The organism is Candidatus Nanopelagicales bacterium (genome assembly GCA_028687755.1).
Lineage (GTDB): Bacteria > Actinomycetota > Actinomycetes > S36-B12 > S36-B12 > UBA11398.
Map to the genome: position 1 here is coordinate 26,522 of JAQTZL010000011.1, position 16,594 is coordinate 43,115.

Annotated in this window: 18 protein-coding genes; 9 read left to right on the forward strand and 9 right to left on the reverse strand. The window is 52.1% G+C overall.

The features are described from left to right. Positions 1-10: 10 nt before the first annotated feature. A complete protein-coding gene (locus PHN51_10980; GenBank protein MDD2819300.1) occupies positions 11-997 on the forward strand; it encodes an LLM class flavin-dependent oxidoreductase in 987 nt (328 codons plus the stop codon). 30 nt (positions 998-1,027) lie between these two features. Here PHN51_10980 and PHN51_10985 read toward each other — a convergent pair whose 3' ends face one another. The 6 genes from PHN51_10985 to PHN51_11010 form a co-directional block, all read right to left on the reverse strand. After that, positions 1,028-1,363, reverse strand: a complete 336-nt coding sequence (locus PHN51_10985; protein MDD2819301.1) for a DUF86 domain-containing protein — start codon at positions 1,361-1,363, stop codon at positions 1,028-1,030. Next, on the reverse strand, positions 1,353-1,883 hold the full coding sequence (locus tag PHN51_10990; GenBank protein ID MDD2819302.1) for a nucleotidyltransferase domain-containing protein: 531 nt from the start codon (positions 1,881-1,883) through the stop codon (positions 1,353-1,355). The genes PHN51_10985 and PHN51_10990 overlap by 11 nt, the downstream gene beginning before the upstream one ends. Before the next feature lie 88 nt (positions 1,884-1,971). Continuing rightward, entirely contained in the window at positions 1,972-3,015 is a 1,044-nt protein-coding gene (locus tag PHN51_10995; protein MDD2819303.1) for a TIGR03857 family LLM class F420-dependent oxidoreductase, read from the reverse strand. After that, positions 3,012-4,121, reverse strand: a complete 1,110-nt coding sequence (locus tag PHN51_11000; GenBank protein ID MDD2819304.1) for a phosphotransferase family protein — start codon at positions 4,119-4,121, stop codon at positions 3,012-3,014. The genes PHN51_10995 and PHN51_11000 overlap by 4 nt, the downstream gene beginning before the upstream one ends. 505 nt (positions 4,122-4,626) lie before the next feature. Beyond that, entirely contained in the window at positions 4,627-5,070 is a 444-nt protein-coding gene (locus PHN51_11005) for a hypothetical protein (GenBank protein MDD2819305.1), read from the reverse strand. Between the two features lie 218 nt (positions 5,071-5,288). Continuing rightward, positions 5,289-5,924 carry a TetR/AcrR family transcriptional regulator gene (locus PHN51_11010; GenBank protein MDD2819306.1) on the reverse strand — a complete coding sequence of 212 codons (636 nt, stop codon included), beginning with the start codon at positions 5,922-5,924 and terminating at the stop codon, positions 5,289-5,291. Positions 5,925-6,037: 113 nt separating this feature from the next. Here PHN51_11010 and PHN51_11015 point away from each other — a divergent pair, with 113 nt between their 5' ends. From PHN51_11015 to PHN51_11025, 3 genes are all read left to right on the forward strand, one after another. Next, the gene (locus PHN51_11015) at positions 6,038-6,310 is read left to right on the forward strand and encodes a hypothetical protein (protein MDD2819307.1); all 273 of its coding nucleotides are present in this window, start codon (positions 6,038-6,040) and stop codon (positions 6,308-6,310) included. Between the two features lie 200 nt (positions 6,311-6,510). Further along, on the forward strand, positions 6,511-7,011 hold the full coding sequence (locus PHN51_11020) for an InlB B-repeat-containing protein (protein ID MDD2819308.1): 501 nt from the start codon (positions 6,511-6,513) through the stop codon (positions 7,009-7,011). Positions 7,012-7,021: 10 nt separating this feature from the next. Continuing rightward, entirely contained in the window at positions 7,022-7,441 is a 420-nt protein-coding gene (locus PHN51_11025; GenBank protein ID MDD2819309.1) for a hypothetical protein, read from the forward strand. Between the two features lie 57 nt (positions 7,442-7,498). Here the strand turns inward: PHN51_11025 and PHN51_11030 are convergent, their stop codons facing one another. Beyond that, positions 7,499-8,329, reverse strand: a complete 831-nt coding sequence (locus tag PHN51_11030; protein ID MDD2819310.1) for a hypothetical protein — start codon at positions 8,327-8,329, stop codon at positions 7,499-7,501. A gap of 15 nt (positions 8,330-8,344) precedes the next feature. After that, on the reverse strand, positions 8,345-8,782 hold the full coding sequence (locus PHN51_11035) for a Fur family transcriptional regulator (GenBank protein MDD2819311.1): 438 nt from the start codon (positions 8,780-8,782) through the stop codon (positions 8,345-8,347). Between the two features lie 283 nt (positions 8,783-9,065). On the opposite strand from PHN51_11035, the gene PHN51_11040 reads away from it, so the two are divergent. The 3 genes from PHN51_11040 (at position 9,066) to PHN51_11050 (ending at position 14,070) form a co-directional block, all read left to right on the forward strand. Then, positions 9,066-10,409, forward strand: coding sequence for a DEAD/DEAH box helicase (locus PHN51_11040; protein ID MDD2819312.1), 1,344 nt, complete (start codon positions 9,066-9,068; stop codon positions 10,407-10,409). Positions 10,410-10,494: 85 nt separating this feature from the next. Beyond that, entirely contained in the window at positions 10,495-11,760 is a 1,266-nt protein-coding gene (locus PHN51_11045) for an AarF/UbiB family protein (GenBank protein MDD2819313.1), read from the forward strand. 135 nt (positions 11,761-11,895) lie between these two features. Then, positions 11,896-14,070, forward strand: a complete 2,175-nt coding sequence (locus PHN51_11050) for a glutamine synthetase III (protein ID MDD2819314.1) — start codon at positions 11,896-11,898, stop codon at positions 14,068-14,070. Positions 14,071-14,150: 80 nt separating this feature from the next. On the opposite strand, the gene PHN51_11055 is transcribed toward PHN51_11050, so the two are convergent. Continuing rightward, a complete protein-coding gene (locus tag PHN51_11055; GenBank protein MDD2819315.1) occupies positions 14,151-15,047 on the reverse strand; it encodes a hypothetical protein in 897 nt (298 codons plus the stop codon). A gap of 299 nt (positions 15,048-15,346) precedes the next feature. On the opposite strand from PHN51_11055, the gene PHN51_11060 reads away from it, so the two are divergent. Beyond that, complete coding sequence (locus PHN51_11060; protein ID MDD2819316.1) at positions 15,347-16,000, forward strand: class I SAM-dependent methyltransferase; 654 nt, start codon at positions 15,347-15,349, stop codon at positions 15,998-16,000. An 83-nt stretch (positions 16,001-16,083) separates the two neighbouring features. Beyond that, positions 16,084-16,587: a DUF2202 domain-containing protein gene (locus tag PHN51_11065; protein ID MDD2819317.1), complete on the forward strand. Its 504-nt coding sequence runs from the start codon at positions 16,084-16,086 to the stop codon at positions 16,585-16,587. Positions 16,588-16,594 lie beyond the last annotated feature (7 nt).

Below are 16,594 nucleotides of genomic sequence, written 5' to 3' on the forward strand. Positions count from 1 at the left end.
ACGGCACCCCATGACGACAGTCCCGATTTCCTTACTCGACCTTGCTTCCATTGGCGAAGGTCAAAGTGTTGGTGAGGCGTTACACGCCAGCGTTGTTCTGGCTCAACGCGCAGAAGCTTTGGGATACACACGCATTTGGTATGCCGAGCACCACAACATGGCGACCATTGCCTCGTCGGCAACAGCAGTGTTGATCGCGCATATCGCTGCGAATACGAAATCAATCCGCCTTGGTTCGGGCGGGATCATGTTGCCCAATCATTCACCTTTGGTGATCGCCGAGCAGTTTGGAACGTTGGCGGAATTGCATCCTGGGCGCATTGATCTAGGGCTTGGTCGTGCACCTGGCACTGACCAAGTCACTGTTCGCGCACTTCGCAGTGACCCACGGTCGGCAGAGGGCTTTCCGCATGATGTGTTGGAGTTACAGGCGTACCTGTCCGACGAGAGCAGGATTGAAGGCATTCATGCGACTCCAGGTCGCGGCACAAAGGTTCCGCTTTACATCTTGGGATCTTCGTTGTTTGGCGCGCAATTAGCCGCACAATTCGGATTGCCGTTTGCGTTTGCTTCGCACTTTGCGCCGCAAGCTTTGCACCAAGCGATTGAGATATACCGTGAACGCTTTGAACCATCGGAACAATTGCAACAGCCATATGTCATGGCTGCGCTCAGTGTGATGGCGGCAGATTCACAAGAAGTCGCACAACAACAGTTTGAATTACGTCGACGTGCTTGGGTGCGCGCGATGTTTGGGCGCGGTCGAGCGCCACTCACTGAGGAAGATGTTGATGCGGTGCTCGCCTCGTCACAAGCCGCGATGCTCGATCAGATGTTCACCTACACGGCACTGGGCACCATCGATCAAGTTCGCGCATTTGTTGATGACTTCCAGCAACACACTGGTGCTGATGAGCTCATCACTGTGCATCAGTCAGTGTCACCTGAGTTTCGCCTGCGGTCGCTTGAACTGCTCGCTCAAGCGATGGTGCTCTGACGGGTAGATTCTTGAGTTCGCAGCTGAGATCTACAGTGATTTCAGTACTTGGCCAACTGCTTTGACAAAAGTTGGAAGGTCACTGACTGCAACTGCGTAAAGGACGTCAAGATCAACAGACCAGTAACCATGGACAATGCGATTGCGTAAACGCGTGGGGTGTTGCCAGGGAATTGCTGGATAAGAATTTCGTAGATCCTCGGGGAGTTGATTGACTGCTTCTCCGAGAACTGTGAGATTCCAAAGAAGTGCATCGCGGGCGTCAAGATATGTTGCCAGTGTTTCGGCGGTGTATTGCGAAGCGATCTGTGTCGCTCGATTTGCGGCAGTAATGATTTCTTCCAAAAGCAGTCGCTCACGCTGCATAGATCACCTGTGCCTGGTTGAGCACTTCGGTTTTGAGTGCAGGATGCAGCGCTTTCCTGCTTACCAAGTCGACTTTTTTACCGAACAACGTTTCAAGTTCATCGCTGAGGTCGTTGATGGACCATCCAAGTTGCACACCGGGTTTGAGGGTGTAGAGCAGATCGATATCACTTGTTTCGCGACCCTGACCCCGTGCGGTTGATCCAAAGACAGCAAGCTCGGCAAGTCCGTAACGCACGCATATGTCGATGAGTGACTGCTGGTTCCATGTACGCAGGAACTGTGAGGTCTGAACGCTTGCTGGAATTTCAACGCTGACGGTGATCCCGGTGAGGCGCATAAAGTCGAACATCCTGACCAAGGCAAGCGAATTCTTTCCGGTCTCGAGTTCAGAGACGTAGGCCTGGGTAATTCCAAGTTCTTGGGCTACTTGGCCTTGTGAGAGGTGGAGTCGCCGACGGGCGTGCTTGAGGAAGGTACCGAGTTCTTGAGCGTCACGGACCGTCGATTTGGCGTTCATGAAGCCAGAGTACTATACGAAAATCCGTATATATGGTTCTTTATTACAGAATTATAAGATTATCCTGATAGAACTACGTTGAGAGTCTTCAAGCGGTTTGATTATTAAAGGCCTGCACTGTCGGTGCCAGAAATTCAGGTGTGCTGCCATGGATCAAAATTTCATCAGCCCCGGCATTGAGGTATTGCTTCAACCGTTCGGCAACTTGTTCTGTAGTACCCACTGCAGCGGCTTCGGTAAACCAATAATCAGGTACGACCTGGCTCACCTCGACGAGTTGTTCATGATCAAGGGCACCATCCGCAGGCCGACGTCCAAGCGTGGCGATCAGCGGGTGTGCGTTCACTGCATCAATGACTGAGGGATCCCACTCGTTGGCTTTGACCAGACCCAGCCCAAGTCCAGGAGCATTGAGGTAAGTAATCAAGCGAGCGCGAACGCGCATGTCAGTTTCTTCCTGCGACATATCAGCTGCTGCAACGACCGTTGCCACGACGCGAAGTGCTTGTGGATCGCGACCAGCAGATTCCGCTCCTGCTCGGGTGATGTCAACCGCTTTGCGCTGTGCTTCTAAAGAAAGAAATGGATGCAAGATCACGCCGTCATAATTGGCGCCGGCAAGATCAAGTGAGACTGGGCCAATAGCGGCGAGCATCACTGGTGGTGGTGTTACTTCAGGTAAGTCATTGATTTGAAGAACGGGGAAAGTTCCGAGCGGTCCCTCATATTTCACTCGCTCGCCGTTCATCAGCTGCTTGAGTACGCGCACACCATCGATCAACAATTCATTCGTGCTTGGTGGCAATCCCCATGCCTTCATGAGCATTGGAACGGAGCGACCCATACCGAGAATGAATCGACCTTGGGAGAGTGCTTGCAGTGTGAGTGCCATTGAAGCAAGGGCGAGTGGGTGTCGTGTTTGGAAGTGAGTGATACCAACACCGAGGTTGATCGTGCTCGTAGCTTGGGCCATTGCACCAAGAACAGTTGCAGCATCCTTGGTCCCGAAACGTTCCGAGAGCCAAATTGTTCCAAGGCCGATGTCTTCAGCGACCTTTGCTTGCTCAATGGCGAGGAGTGGATGAATGGATCGGCCGGGAAGTGTGTAGGCGCCAAGTTGGTTGTTGCTCATGCAGAAGTCTCCTTGGCAGCGTCTTTCGCTGATTTTTGTTGACTCATCGCGCGCATGAGTTCGGCGAAATGAGGTGAAAGTTCTGGAACGGGTTCGCCCAAGTATTCAGCAAGAATCTGGGTCACTGGGTTATAGAGATGAGTGGTGGCTTCTTCAGTGAGCAAGCCCTTGGTTACCTGTTGATCACGGTGGCGCAACATGACTAAGCCCATTTGCATTGCCGCTTGCATGCGACACCATTGCAAGTCTTGGGCAGGGCGTCCGATGAATTCTTCCCATCGTGCGATGAGCGGTTCTTCGATTGGCACACCCTCTAATGGCGTGAGACCAGTACGACGTCCGTAGACGTCTTCCATAAACAGCCACCACCCAAGATCGAGTTCAGCAGGTCCCAGGGTTGCTGCTTCCCAATCAAGAACAGCAGCAACTGTGCCGTCAAGGTTGAACAGGACATTGCCTGGGCGAGCATCGCCCCAAGAAAGGGAGTCGTCATCACGATCTGGGATGTTGGCTTCAAGCCATTGCATGCCAAGTTCGAGAAGCCCGGTATCTCTGCCCTGTGCAGCCCAATCAAGGGTTTCTCGGGTGAGTTCGGTGAGCGCGTTGATTGGTCGCTTTCCTGACTTCAATTCAGGAAGACCATGAATCTTCGATACTTCAACTGTCACGCGCAAACATTCATCCCAATGTTTGGCGCGTTCTTCAGGTGTGAGATCCACCAGCCAGCCACGTTTGTGATAGCTCGGCACATCTTTGAGTACTCGACCTTCAACATGATCCATGACGAAGAAAGGCGCGCCGAGAACTGAAGCGTCTTCTTCTATCCCAATGACGTGCGGAACGGGCACGGTGCCAACGGCTTCAACCGCTTGAATTACGCGCGCCTCACGTGCGGCCGACGGGTATTTATAAAGCGAGTCGCTTCCCGGCTGAATGCGAACGACGAGTTTGTGTGGTTGCCCATCCCATACGGCTGTAAACACCACGGTGTCGTTGGAGTTGCCTGCGCCGCTGCGAGCAAGCCCTGACACCTCAACGCTGGATGTTCCAAGCTGTAGAGCAAGCCATAAGGCAAGGCGGCTAGCGAGTTCCTCGTCGTTCAGCATCAGTTCTCCATAGGGCGCGAAGATGTGGTTGAGGGACGCTAGCAGTGAAAATGCTTCAGGGGTAGGGGTATTTAAAATCGATAGAAAACGATAGTTGGCACTTGAATGTGTTACTCAGTTCGGGCGTAGCTGCCGGGTGCGAAAGTGCCTCACGAGAGGAGCTGTTGGGTGAATAACGAGATGAAGACGGTCTAGTCGAGTTGATAAGTGTGCTGGGGCTTGACTGTAGTCAAACATTGTCGTTCCGGCGGTTACACAAATGGAACCAAGTCGAACGAATGGGTCCAGGCTTGCGCCAGCTGAAAGTGGGAAATTCAGAAGGCTGGACCTGCATTCGTTTCCAGTGAAAAGTTCAGTTGGTCAAGGAACCTTCCTCACAGCCAATTCAACACAGCAGTTTCAGTGAAATTCACTGCCGATGGAGAAAACTTTCTCCAATGTTGTGAGGGTCAGTCCTGCTCAATAGATTGTTCAGCACATTGAGCGGCACCTCGTCGAGGAATGCTTAATTAGTGGTTACTTCAACGGTAAATTTCAATAACGTTGACGGTGTTTGATCTTCGCTGTCATTGATCGCTTGCACGGTGATCAATGCCGTACCTGGTGCTTTCGCGATGACTGCAGGAGATGCGGTGATTTCGCCGCTACCTTCAGCTTGATCAATAGACACTGCATCAGAGTTGTCGGTTGCGACGAAGAGATCGCTTCCTGCTGGCGTATCGATATCGATGATGAGCATCTGCTCAAGGGTCAGGTTGAACGTCTTGTTCATGTCTTCTTTAGTGACGTGGATGGGTTCCGCCGATGCAAGTCTGGTTGCCGACGGTTGAGAAGACGCAACTTCGTTCGGTGTAGAAGCCTCAGTAGAACTAGAGCAAGCTGTCAGTGAGGTAGCAGCAAGGAGAGTTGCTGTTCCGAGCAGAAATCGCAATGTGGAAATGCGTCGCATGCGAGAACCTCTTGTGTTGATGATTGATCAACGGTACAGAAGTTTGAAGAATATTCCTTGATTCACGACTCACGAAGAGTCTGCTTTTCTGCCTCTTATGGCTTCATGTCGACCATTTCGCTGTAGTTGTGAAAAAAGTTGTGCACTTGCGCGGCACGACCCCGAAACGTGCAGACGGGTTTTTGGTTGTTACTGAAAAGTAACGGCAGTCAAGCAAGCTACTTTTGCACAGAGGATTCGGCAATCAAGCCGTCAATGATCCAGTTCAGGCTCGTGACGAATGCGGCCTCGTTCACGGTTTCGACGTCACTTTCGGTATTGATGGATTGCAAGATTGTCTTGTTATTGACAAATATGAGGCGGGCAAGTCGAGTCGAGAGGTGATTGGGAGCACCACTGAAATCGAACGCTGTTGAACCAACGACAAAGGATTCAAGTTGTCGATGGCCGCGGGCCAACAAGGGGCCGGTAAGTCCCAAGTCAGACAACATCTCAAACAGGAGTGCGATGATTGCGCCAGTTTGTTCGCCTTCGACGGCTGACAGTTGCATGATCTGGCTAAGGCAAGGGTGGTCTTTAGCTGTCGATCTGAACCCAAGTGCAAGGGCCACAATTCTGGCTCGTGGATTGCTGTCAATATTCGGGGGCGCAATCTGATTTAAGAGAGATTCGCGCATGGCGACGATCAGATCGTCTTTGTCCTGGAAATACCGGTAAATGGCAGTTGTGGTGGCACCTACGGACGTGCCCAATGCGCGGAGTGTGAGCCTTGCAATCCCAAATTCATCGGCAAAAGCAATGGCAGCCAGCACGAATTCCTCGCGGGAATGTGTGGGCTTGCGACCAGGGGGCACGAGCGGACGTTAGCAGCCATTGATTCCACACATTAAATGTGAATAACATTCACTTATGGTGTATTGTCCGGTCTTTAATAGACGCGGTTCAGCGGCTGTATGGGGGTGGATTGATGAGTGTGCAACGTTTGATCTCGCGCAAGATTGCATCGGTGGTTGCTGCTGTTGCGGTGGCTGGGGCGACGCTGGTCAGTGTTGCTGGGCCGGCGAGTGCTGTCGAGACAATCACGGTGAGCCCTAGTACCTACACGAACGCGACTGCGCCTCTCGAAGTCACCATTAACGGTTTTCCAACCATGGCTTTGAATAACTATTACGTTTACTGGCTCGATTTCACGAACATGCCGGTTCGAATACAGGTACAACGTGCCCTACCTTCACATTGACCGGTGGATCAGGTACGCCGACTCCAAATGGTTCACCTGGCGCTAACAGTGCAAACCCAACACTGTCTGCATGTAACTGGGTATCGGGAACAAAATTTAGATTCGTCTATTCGGACGCTACTGGCTTAAACGGTAGTAGCCAAGTAAAAATTGCATTTCCAGGCAACAGTTTTGGTCTACCGTCAAGTGGCTAGTATGGAGTGAACTTCACTGCGGGCTATCCAACTCAGCAATGGCAGTTGTCTAACGCCTGCTTGGGGAATTGCCCGGTGAATTATGTTGCTGCTGCGAATCCTGCATTAATTACCCTGGATTTCGATGCTAATGGCGGTAGTTGCAAGACATCCAAAATAACCGACTTCATGGGTAACTGGGGTAAGGCGCCAAAGGCTGACGATTGCTCACTTGCGGGTAAGCAATTCATAGGTTGGAACACCAGTAAGGATGGATCGGGTATCTGGATTGGCCCAGGTGGCGCTCTTCACTTCACGGGTGACAACCGCGTGTACGCGCAATTCGGGAGCAATTATTTTAACGAAGTTCTCAATCCTCCGGGCGCACCTATTGACGTGAAAGCAACTCCAAAATGGAATCGCATTACATTGAATTGGAATGCGCCTAAGGATGCAGGCTCAAGACCGATTACCAACTACCTTGTGCAAGCACTTTCCAAGTGCCCAGGTTTGCATTTCCCGCCTTAGTGACAAGATTTTGACGCAATGCACCTTTAATAACGTCACTCCTGGGACCAAGTACACGTTCTATGCGCAGGCACTTAACTCTGGTGGTTGGGGTGACAAGTCAGCTGCGAGCAACGAAGCTGCTGCGTTCAATCTTAAAATCGTGAAGTTCAATCGAACAAAGATTCTGTTTGGTCTTGGTGGCCAAAAGCCAAGCGTTGAAGGTGCTGCGCCTGGTTATGCAAATGGCACGAAGCTGACACCTTGGGTGCAGGTTGGGTCCAACGGCAAATGGGAGGCTCAGAAGCCTGGAACGGCAACTGTTTCAGGTGAAAAGTTTGGTTGGTCGATGAAGGTTCCACGAAGCCAAGCAAATTCAGATGTCTCCGTGAAATTCACCGCCAACGGTGAGAATTTCTCAAACATCGTGAAAATTCCACCGGCAAAGTAACGCTTCACATCAATGATGGGCCTCGAAATTTCGGGGTCCATCATTATTTATTGAGGCTTAACTTGCTCCCAGATTTCTTCGCGCAGCTTCAGCAATAATCTGGCATGCAATGCTCGACGGGTACTTTGCGCAAGATTCCAGAAGGTATGCAAGCTGTGTTCGTGTTGCTTCACTTAGCGCACTTGTTGGTACGTAGGGGCTATCCGAATCCACAAATCCATAGGCCGCAGCCAATTCAAGAGGATCGCGATTCATCCCGTAATTAAGTGCGCACTCATTGGCGTTCAAAGGCTGGGCGTTCGTGACATCGAACGAGTCGCCGCTCCATGAACCGATTGCACCTTGTTCATGGTGATTGAGTAGGTCAACCAGGGGGATAAGGACGCGTTGTTGTGCTTCATCATTATCAAGTGCAATCTTGAAACAACGATTAGCCCAGAGTGTGTCTGCTGCCGTCATCGCAGGGATTCGAAATGTTGGCAAGATGGCTCGCACGGCTTCGATGACTTCGTTCGGCAAGTCTGGAGCCAACCAAGGGTGAGTTTTCGACATCCATGAAAGTTTCTTGCATTGGTTGTGTAGGGCAACTTGAACGTAAAGCATCTCAACTTCGATGTCACTGAGGTGATCGGCTACGGAAAGCATTTCTAGCTGTTCAGGGTTGTCGCTCCACGTCGCATCATCAACGCGGACAAAAGCAGCACGGGGGATGTGAAAGAGAGGGCTGTTGGCCTCTTCCGTGGACTCAACATGCAGTTGACCATCACGGCAAACGAACGTGGTAGTTGGCGCAATCCAACCGCCTGCCTCAGCGACTAATTCGATGGTGCTGGCCAGAAGATCGGCAACAATTGGATCGTCAGAGTCAATGAAATCTGTAGTGCTCATGATCGGAAGTAGCTGCTAGATATAAGCAGCAGTGTCCATGTAGCGGCACTTGCTGCAGGTGCCGTGAATCGCAAGGTGCGTGAGGTCAAGATCAAAACCATGCTCTGTATCCAGACGCATGCCGAGTTCGTTTGCCAGGTTCGCGCCTGTACAGGTCACCTGACTGCAGATATCGCATACGAGGTGAATGTGCGTGCGGTCATCGACCAGGAAGTAGGTAGGGGCGCCGTGGCCAAGGTGTGCGTGAGCAACCAAGCCGATGTCTTCAAGGACCTCAAGAGCTCGATACACAGTTGAGAGGTTCACTGCTGATGAGACAAGCTGAATCTCTTTGAGGATTTCTTCAGCGGTGGCATGCTCGAGGTCAGCGACGGCTTTGATCACCATTTGACGTTGGGGAGTAATACGTACGCCGTGTTCGCGCAGGTAGTCGTCCCAATTCTTGGTCGTCATCTCACTCAACTCACTTGTGGTTGCCATTGGCATTGCAGGTACAGATTACTTGCAGGTAGCCCGATCGCGGGGCCTAGGCATGATCAATCCTGTTCGCCTTGAGGGAATTTTGTGAGGGGATTGGGTGAATTGAGCTGAAGGGGTTACTTTTACATGGACCGAGAAGATCATCAGATCCTCTCGAGGTCGTCTGCTTGGGAAGATTCTTTCCCCCTCTGTGTTGCGTTGACGCGTAATCAGGCCAGCAACCTCGGCCACCACGCTCACCAACGAAGGATTTCTTTTGTCACGTTCGACCACGCCTGTAGTAACAACCGTCTCCGCTCAATCCCCAGTCAACTCATCGACTGATTCATTTGCTGCCCTGGGCGTTCCGGGCAAGCTCGTGCAGTCACTGCGCTCATCGGGAATTGATGCACCTTTCCCTATCCAAACGGCCACACTCCCTGATTCGCTCGCTGGGCGAGATGTGCTCGGCCGCGGCCGAACTGGAAGTGGCAAAACTGTCGCGTTCTCACTCCCAACAGTTGTGCGTTTGTCAGAGTCAAAGCACGCCCGCAAACCAGGTGCTCCTCGTGCATTGATTTTGGTGCCAACGCGCGAGCTTGCGGCGCAAGTGAATGAAACGATTTCACCGTTGGCTAAAGCGATGAATATGAACACGCTGGTTGTTGTTGGTGGAGTAAAGATCAATCCGCAGATTTCAGCGTTGAAGCATGGCGTCGATATTTTGATCGCAACACCGGGTCGCCTTGAAGATTTGATGAAACAGCGCTTTGCGAAACTTGATCATGTCGAAGTAACGGTTCTCGACGAAGCCGATCACATGGCGGATCTTGGTTTCTTGCCAGTAGTGAAGCGCCTACTTGATGCAACGCCCAAGAATGGCCAACGCATGCTGTTCTCGGCGACCATCGACGCCAGTGTTGATGTGCTCGTCAAGCGCTACTTGAGCTCGCCGGTAACTCACTCAGTTGATTCAGCAGCCTCTCCTGTTCCTGCAATGACACACCACGTGATGAGTGTTACGTCAGATAACAAGCCTGCTGTAGTGCGTGAACTTGTTTCAGGTGAAGGTCGAACGCTTGCGTTTACTCGCACGAAACACGGAGCAAAAAAGCTAGCCAAGCAACTCACTGCTGCAGGTATTCCGGCCGTTGAGTTACATGGCAATCTTTCGCAGAATGCTCGCGTTCGAAATCTGGCTGCATTTTCCGATGGTGATGTTCGCGTTCTTGTAGCGACCGACATTGCCGCTCGCGGCATCCACGTGGATGGTGTGTCACTTGTTGTGCATGTTGACCCGCCAGCAGAGCACAAGGCGTACTTGCACCGATCGGGTCGCACGGCTCGTGCAGGCGCAGAAGGTGTTGTGATCACTGTGGGCACTCCTGACCAACGAGGCGATGTTCGCTCGTTAATGAAGCAAGCAGCCATCACTCCAAAGATGCATCAGGTGGAGCCGGGTTCCGAAGTGATTCGAGCTCTTGTTGGACCCGCTGCTCCATATGTGAAGCCAGCGCCTGTGCATGTGGAATCAGCGCCAGCTGCTCGACGACCATCAGCTCCTCGTGCAGGATCGCGCAAAGCGCCACAGCGCGGTCGATCCCAAGGTCGCCAGAGGTAGCCGCCAGCGTCGTGACTTCGAGATGCGCTTACGATCAGAAGCAGTCTGTTTCACGCGTGCTTGCTACTAGTGAAGAGGAGCGACGATGAGTCTGTTTTCTCGTGCTGCTTCGTTAGCCGTGGTGCCAGTAAAAAGCGGCGCTCGTTTTGCTGGTGCAGCAACGATCTCAGCCTTTGGTGGAGATCGTGATGCTGCTTACGGTAAGGCGCTTCAAGCATCCGCGGAGGAACTCACCGCTGCGCTTGCAAAAGCACGCGGTCCCGTCATGAAGTTTGGTCAACTGTTAGCACTGTTCTCCTCAACGCTGCCACCAGAGCAGGCGGAAATGCTTTCGTCGCTAACTCGGTTATATGAAGATGCGGAACCACGGCCATTTACTGAAGTTCAAGAGGCATTTGATCGCTTGCCCGCAGGTGTTAACGTCGACGAGGTTGCTGTGGCTGCCGCAAGTCTTGGGCAAGTGCACACTGCTACATGGCCAGACGGCAGGCGGGTTGCAATTAAAGTGCAATATCCAGATGCGCATCGCATTGTTCGATCGGATCTCTTGCAGCTACGCACATTTATCCCGCTGATTCACCGACTGATTCCCACGTTGGATGTCAAGGCACTTCTTCAGGAACATGCGGATCGGTTGTGGGATGAACTGGACTACACGAATGAAGCCAAGTGGCAAGAAGAATTCCGCAATGTTTGGGCAACGAAGCATCCAGGCGTGGTGACCATTCCTGCGGTGATCTTTGCGGATTCAACGATGTTGGTCACTGAATGGTTGCCGGGAATTCCTTATGCGACCTTGCAGTCAGCTCCGGTAGAACAACGTGATCAAGCTGCAAGAAACCTTGCACGATTCACCTTGTGGTCTCCAAGACTTGTCGGAGCAATCCATGCAGACCCACACCCCGGTAACTTCCGACTGATGGACGACGGTTCCATTGGTGTGTTGGATTTTGGGTCCGTTGGTCATCCCGCTGGTGAGTTCACTCGTCTCTTCGTTCGTACCTTTCAACTCGCGGCAGCAAACGATCTTGAAGGTGTTCGGGAATTGTGGCTCAACGTTGGCATGATCATGGATTCAACAAGTGCCGATGAGTTGGCTCGCATTATTGCTCTAGATGTCACGCCGTACGTGCAGCCTGAATTTCGATTTTCCTCAGACTGGATCACCGAGCGCGCCGGCGATTGGTCAGATCCGGGAGGCTCACTGAAAGACGCGGGGAAGCTATCATTTCCGCCGAATCTGCTTCTTGAACACCGCGCGGTGACAGGAATGCTTGCGCTATTGACCAGCATCGATGCCACCGTCGATTTCCAGACGGTGATTGACGAAGCCGTTATTCCTCCAGCCTGAGGTTCAAACCAGACATTTATGTCCGTTATGTCCTATTTGTAATATCTCTGTAACAAAACATGCGATTACGTTTCCTACTCTTATCCCAACCTGCACCGCGCTGGATGCCGTGCTCTGTGTCGAGAGGTAATGAACATGAGTGGAAATGCCGTACGCCTGCAAGCAATCAAAGATGTCGAGGCCTACGTTCCACCCGCAGTGAGCTTCGATGTCAATGAAGCCCCTGGTGAGATCTATGGAATGAACGTCTTCAACAAGGCAGTGATGCAACGTCGCCTGCCGAAGAACGTTTACAAGTCAGTCATCGACACCATCGAAAATGGTTCAAAGCTCGACCCAACAGTTGCTGATGCAGTTGCCGCAGCGATGCGCGATTGGGCTTTGGAAAAGGGTGCGACTCACTACGCGCACGTGTTCTACCCACTGACCGGCTTCACTGCTGAAAAGCATGACAGTTTCTTTGAGCCAACTGGCGATGGCACGACTCTTGCTGAGTTCGCAGGAAAGACGCTCGTTCAAGGCGAGCCAGACGCATCGAGTTTCCCTAACGGTGGCCTGCGTGCAACCTTCGAAGCTCGCGGTTACACCGGTTGGGATGTCACGAGCCCTGCGTACATTCTTGAAAACCCAAATGGCAACACGCTGTGCATCCCAACAGTGTTCCTGTCAATGACCGGCGAAGCTCTTGACCTCAAGACACCGCTTCTTCGTGCACAGCAGGCAATGTCAACACAGGCCGATCGCGTTCTACGCCTCTTCGGAAATGATCCAGACCGCGTGGTTTCGTTCTGTGGTCCAGAGCAGGAGTACTTCCTGGTTGATCGTCACTTCTTCTTGGCGCGTCCTGACCTTCTTAACTCAGGTCGCACGTTGTTTGGCCAAAAGCCACCTAAGGGTCAGGAATTTGACGACCATTACTTTGGCGCGATTCCTGAGCGTGTGCTCGGCATGATGATGGAAGCAGAGCGCGAACTCTTCAAGCTCGGAATTCCAGCGAAGACCCGCCACAACGAGGTTGCTCCCGGACAGTTCGAAATTGCACCGGTCTTCGAACGCGCAAACATTGCTTCAGATCACCAGCAGCAGTTGATGACAACACTGAAGACTGTTGCTCAGCGCCACGGTATGGAATGCATCTTCCATGAGAAGCCATTTGCTGGCGTTAACGGATCTGGCAAGCACGTGAACTTCTCGATCGGTAACGGTCGTCAAGGCAACCTGCTCAACCCAGGTGATAACCCGCATGACAACGCCCAGTTCCTCGTGTTCTGTGCCGCAGTTATTCGTGCCGTGCATAAGTACGGTGGCCTTTTGCGCGTTTCTGTTGCTTCAGCTTCAAATGATCACCGTCTTGGTGCGAACGAAGCTCCACCGGCAATCATCTCGATCTTCTTGGGTGAGCAGTTGGCTGACGTCTTCGAACAGATCGCAGCAGGTGGAGCAAAGTCATCGAAGAGCAAGGGGACCTTGCGCGTTGGTGTCGACACGATGCCAGATCTTCCCTCAGATCCAGGTGACCGTAATCGCACTAGCCCATTTGCATTCACTGGCAACCGCTTTGAATTCCGCGCTCCAGGCTCCAACCAATCAGTTGCAGCTCCAATGACGGTTATCAACGCCATGTTGGCTGAAGCCCTTGATTACATTGCCAACGAACTTGAAGCATCAATTGCGAAGGGTGTTGAGTTCAACGCTGCTGTGCAAGATGTGCTCGCAAAGATCATGAAGGAGCACGGCGCAGTTGTGTTCAACGGCAACGGTTACTCAGAAGAGTGGCAGGTTGAAGCAGCTAAGCGCGGTTTGTTGAACCTTCGTACCACTGTTGATGCGCTTCCTCAGCTCATTGAGCCAGCGTCCATCGAACTGATGGAGAAGTACGGAGTCTTCAGTGCACGCGAAATGCACAGCCGCTACGAAGTTGCTCTTGAGCAGTACGTCAACAGCATCGCGGTGGAAGCAAAGCTCACCCTTGAAATGGGCACCACGATGGTGTTGCCTTCAGCAATTCGTTACCAGACTGAACTTGCTGGCAACATTGCTGCACTCAAGGCCGCTGGTGTTGAAGGCAACGCAACCACGTTGAAGACTGTCACGGCAATCGTGAATGAACTCACTGAAGCACTGACTGCCCTTGAAGGTGTGCTTGCTGCTGACGCTGGCCACGAGTTGACTGATGAAGCCAAGTACGCACTGAACAGCATCATTCCAGCCATGGGTGCAGTTCGTGCCGCTGGTGACAAACTTGAAACGGTTGTTGCCGATGATCTGTGGGTGCTTCCTACATACCAGGAAATGCTGCATATTCTCTAAGCACAACACTTCACAACTTCGTGGGCCTTTCTCCATCACTTCGGTGAGGGGGAGGGCCCACGATTATTTTGTTTTGTCGGTTATTTGATTGTGTGACTGATGGCGCGAGCTAATCGTGCTGGTGCACCCGTCTCTGGGTTCGAATCAACTTCAAAAAATAGTGATGGCTCAACCATCTCAAGTTCGAGCACTACAGGATTGCCATGATCGTCATTAATGAGGTCAACGCGGGCGTAAAGCCAACCTTGCGGAGCAACTGCCAGCGCCTTTTGTGCGACATCGAGTTGCATTGGTGTGGCTGTGCGCGCAATTATTTCTTCCTTGATGAACAACCCGCCATGGAATTCCTGAGCTGCGTTGTCTAACTTCAAAAGTGGACCTTTGCGAATGGCGTGTGAGAACTCACCGCCGATAAAGATAAGCGCAGTCTCAGCAGCGGTATCAACACTCTTGAAATATGGCTGAACCATGACGCTACGTCCGCTGGCAAAAATGGCGTCCATCGCTGTCAGAGCTTCTTGACGTTTATCGGCACTGAGGCGATAGGTGTCGCGTGAACCGGCAGAAATCGACGGTTTGATAACGAATTCATCCTCGGGAAGCACAAGTTCATCGCCAATTTCGAAAAACTGCGTGGGGACAGTTGGTATGCCAGCTTTGGCCAAGTCATTTAAGTAATGCTTGTCTGAACTCCAGGTAACGACGTCAACTGGATTAACAAGAGTGCTGACGACATTGACGCGCTTGAGCCATTCCATGAACTCATTGCGGCGCGCGCTGTAATCCCACGTGGATCGAATCAATACGAGATCGAATCGATCCCACTGCACTGAAGGGTCATCCCACACTGTGATCTCAACATTTATGGCTCGTGCTGCGAGTGAGGGAAGAAGCAGTTGATCATCGGGGTCAAGATCAGCGAAGGCCGCGCACGTAACTATTGCGATGAGTGGAGTGGACTTCATCTCACTGGACATCGCGCAAGGCTAGTGCTTCTTAGCCAAAGAACTTGGAGAAGAAACCGCCCTGCTTTTTTGCTGCGGCTTTCTCCGCTGCGGTGCACTTGCAGCGTTGGTCCTTAGGTACACCCTTCATGACTTGATCAACGTGTTGGCCACAGCCGGCCCACGTGGTTTTGCCACAGTTCTTACAGGTTGCCTGACGACACATGGAATTCCTCGGTTTCTCGTAGTGAAGATAAGTGCAATATACCCTATGGGGGTATAAGATCAACCTACACTCCACACAAAACACTCACATGAATAAGGCGGAATCCATGGCTACTCCTGATTTACAAGCGTGGGATACCCGCTTTGCGCAAGATGCCTACATCTTTGGCACCGCCCCCAATGTTTTCCTCGTGAATTCCGCCGCGCATATTTCAGTAGGCGCTCGCGTGCTTGCGGTTGCTGACGGAGAAGGCCGCAACGGAGTCTGGTTGGCGCAGCAGGGCTTTGCAGTCCACGCAACTGACGGTTCAAAAGTGGCTGTAGCCAAATCCATGGCCTTGGCTAAAGAGCGCGGAGTGCCTGTTGTCTATTCCGCGGCAGAACTTGTTCCTGGATCGATCTTCCATGAATGCGCAGACGCCGACACTTGGATCTGGCCTGTGGGGGCTTTCGATGCCGTTGTTGGGATTTTCATTCAATTCGCCAAGCCTGATGAGCGTTCAATGATGTTCGCTAACATGATTGCGGCATTGAAGCCCGGTGGAGTGTTGTTGCTTGAGGGCTATCACCATCGTCAACTTGGTTTTGGTACGGGTGGCCCACCGGTACTTGATCAGCTATATGACCAAGCGTTGTTGAGTAGCGCTTTTGCACGTCTTGAAACCATCGAACTTCGTGACTACGACGAAGAGGTAGATGAAGGCGAAGGGCATGAGGGCATGTCGGCGCTCATTGATTACATCGGTCGCGCACCCAAATAAACCCGAAGATACCTATGGCAAAGTATACCCCCATGGGGTATACTAAATTTAGGTCACGACGTGGCCGACTATGGAGGTTCGCCATGAAGGTTTCATCATTTGTCGCAGCCGCACTCATCGGCGTCGCAGTACTGACCCCGTCCGCGCAGGCGCAAGCTGTGTCAGTTTCACCGGAGTTGAAAGCCCAATTGGTCTACCTCGTGCAAGAGGAGAAGTTAGCTCGTGACGTGTACACGACGTTGTATGCAGCCACAGGAGTTCGTCAGTTCAGCAATATTTCCTCTTCTGAGCGCACACACATGACGCTCATGCAAGGAATCTTGAAGACCTATGGCATAGCCGACCCAACCGTTGGTTTACCAGTTGGATCGTTTAAAGACGCGTCTCTTAGTGCGCTCTACAAGAAACTCATAGCGAGTGGGAAAACCTCGACCACGGCGGCGCTAGCCGCAGGTGTAGCCATTGAGAAAAAGGACATCACGGATATCAATGTGATGCTTAAAGACAATCCACCTGCTGACGTCACATCTGTGTTGCAGCGTTTGCTGAGTGGCTCAAAGAGTCACCTTGCGGCCTTCGCCCGCTAAGAAAATT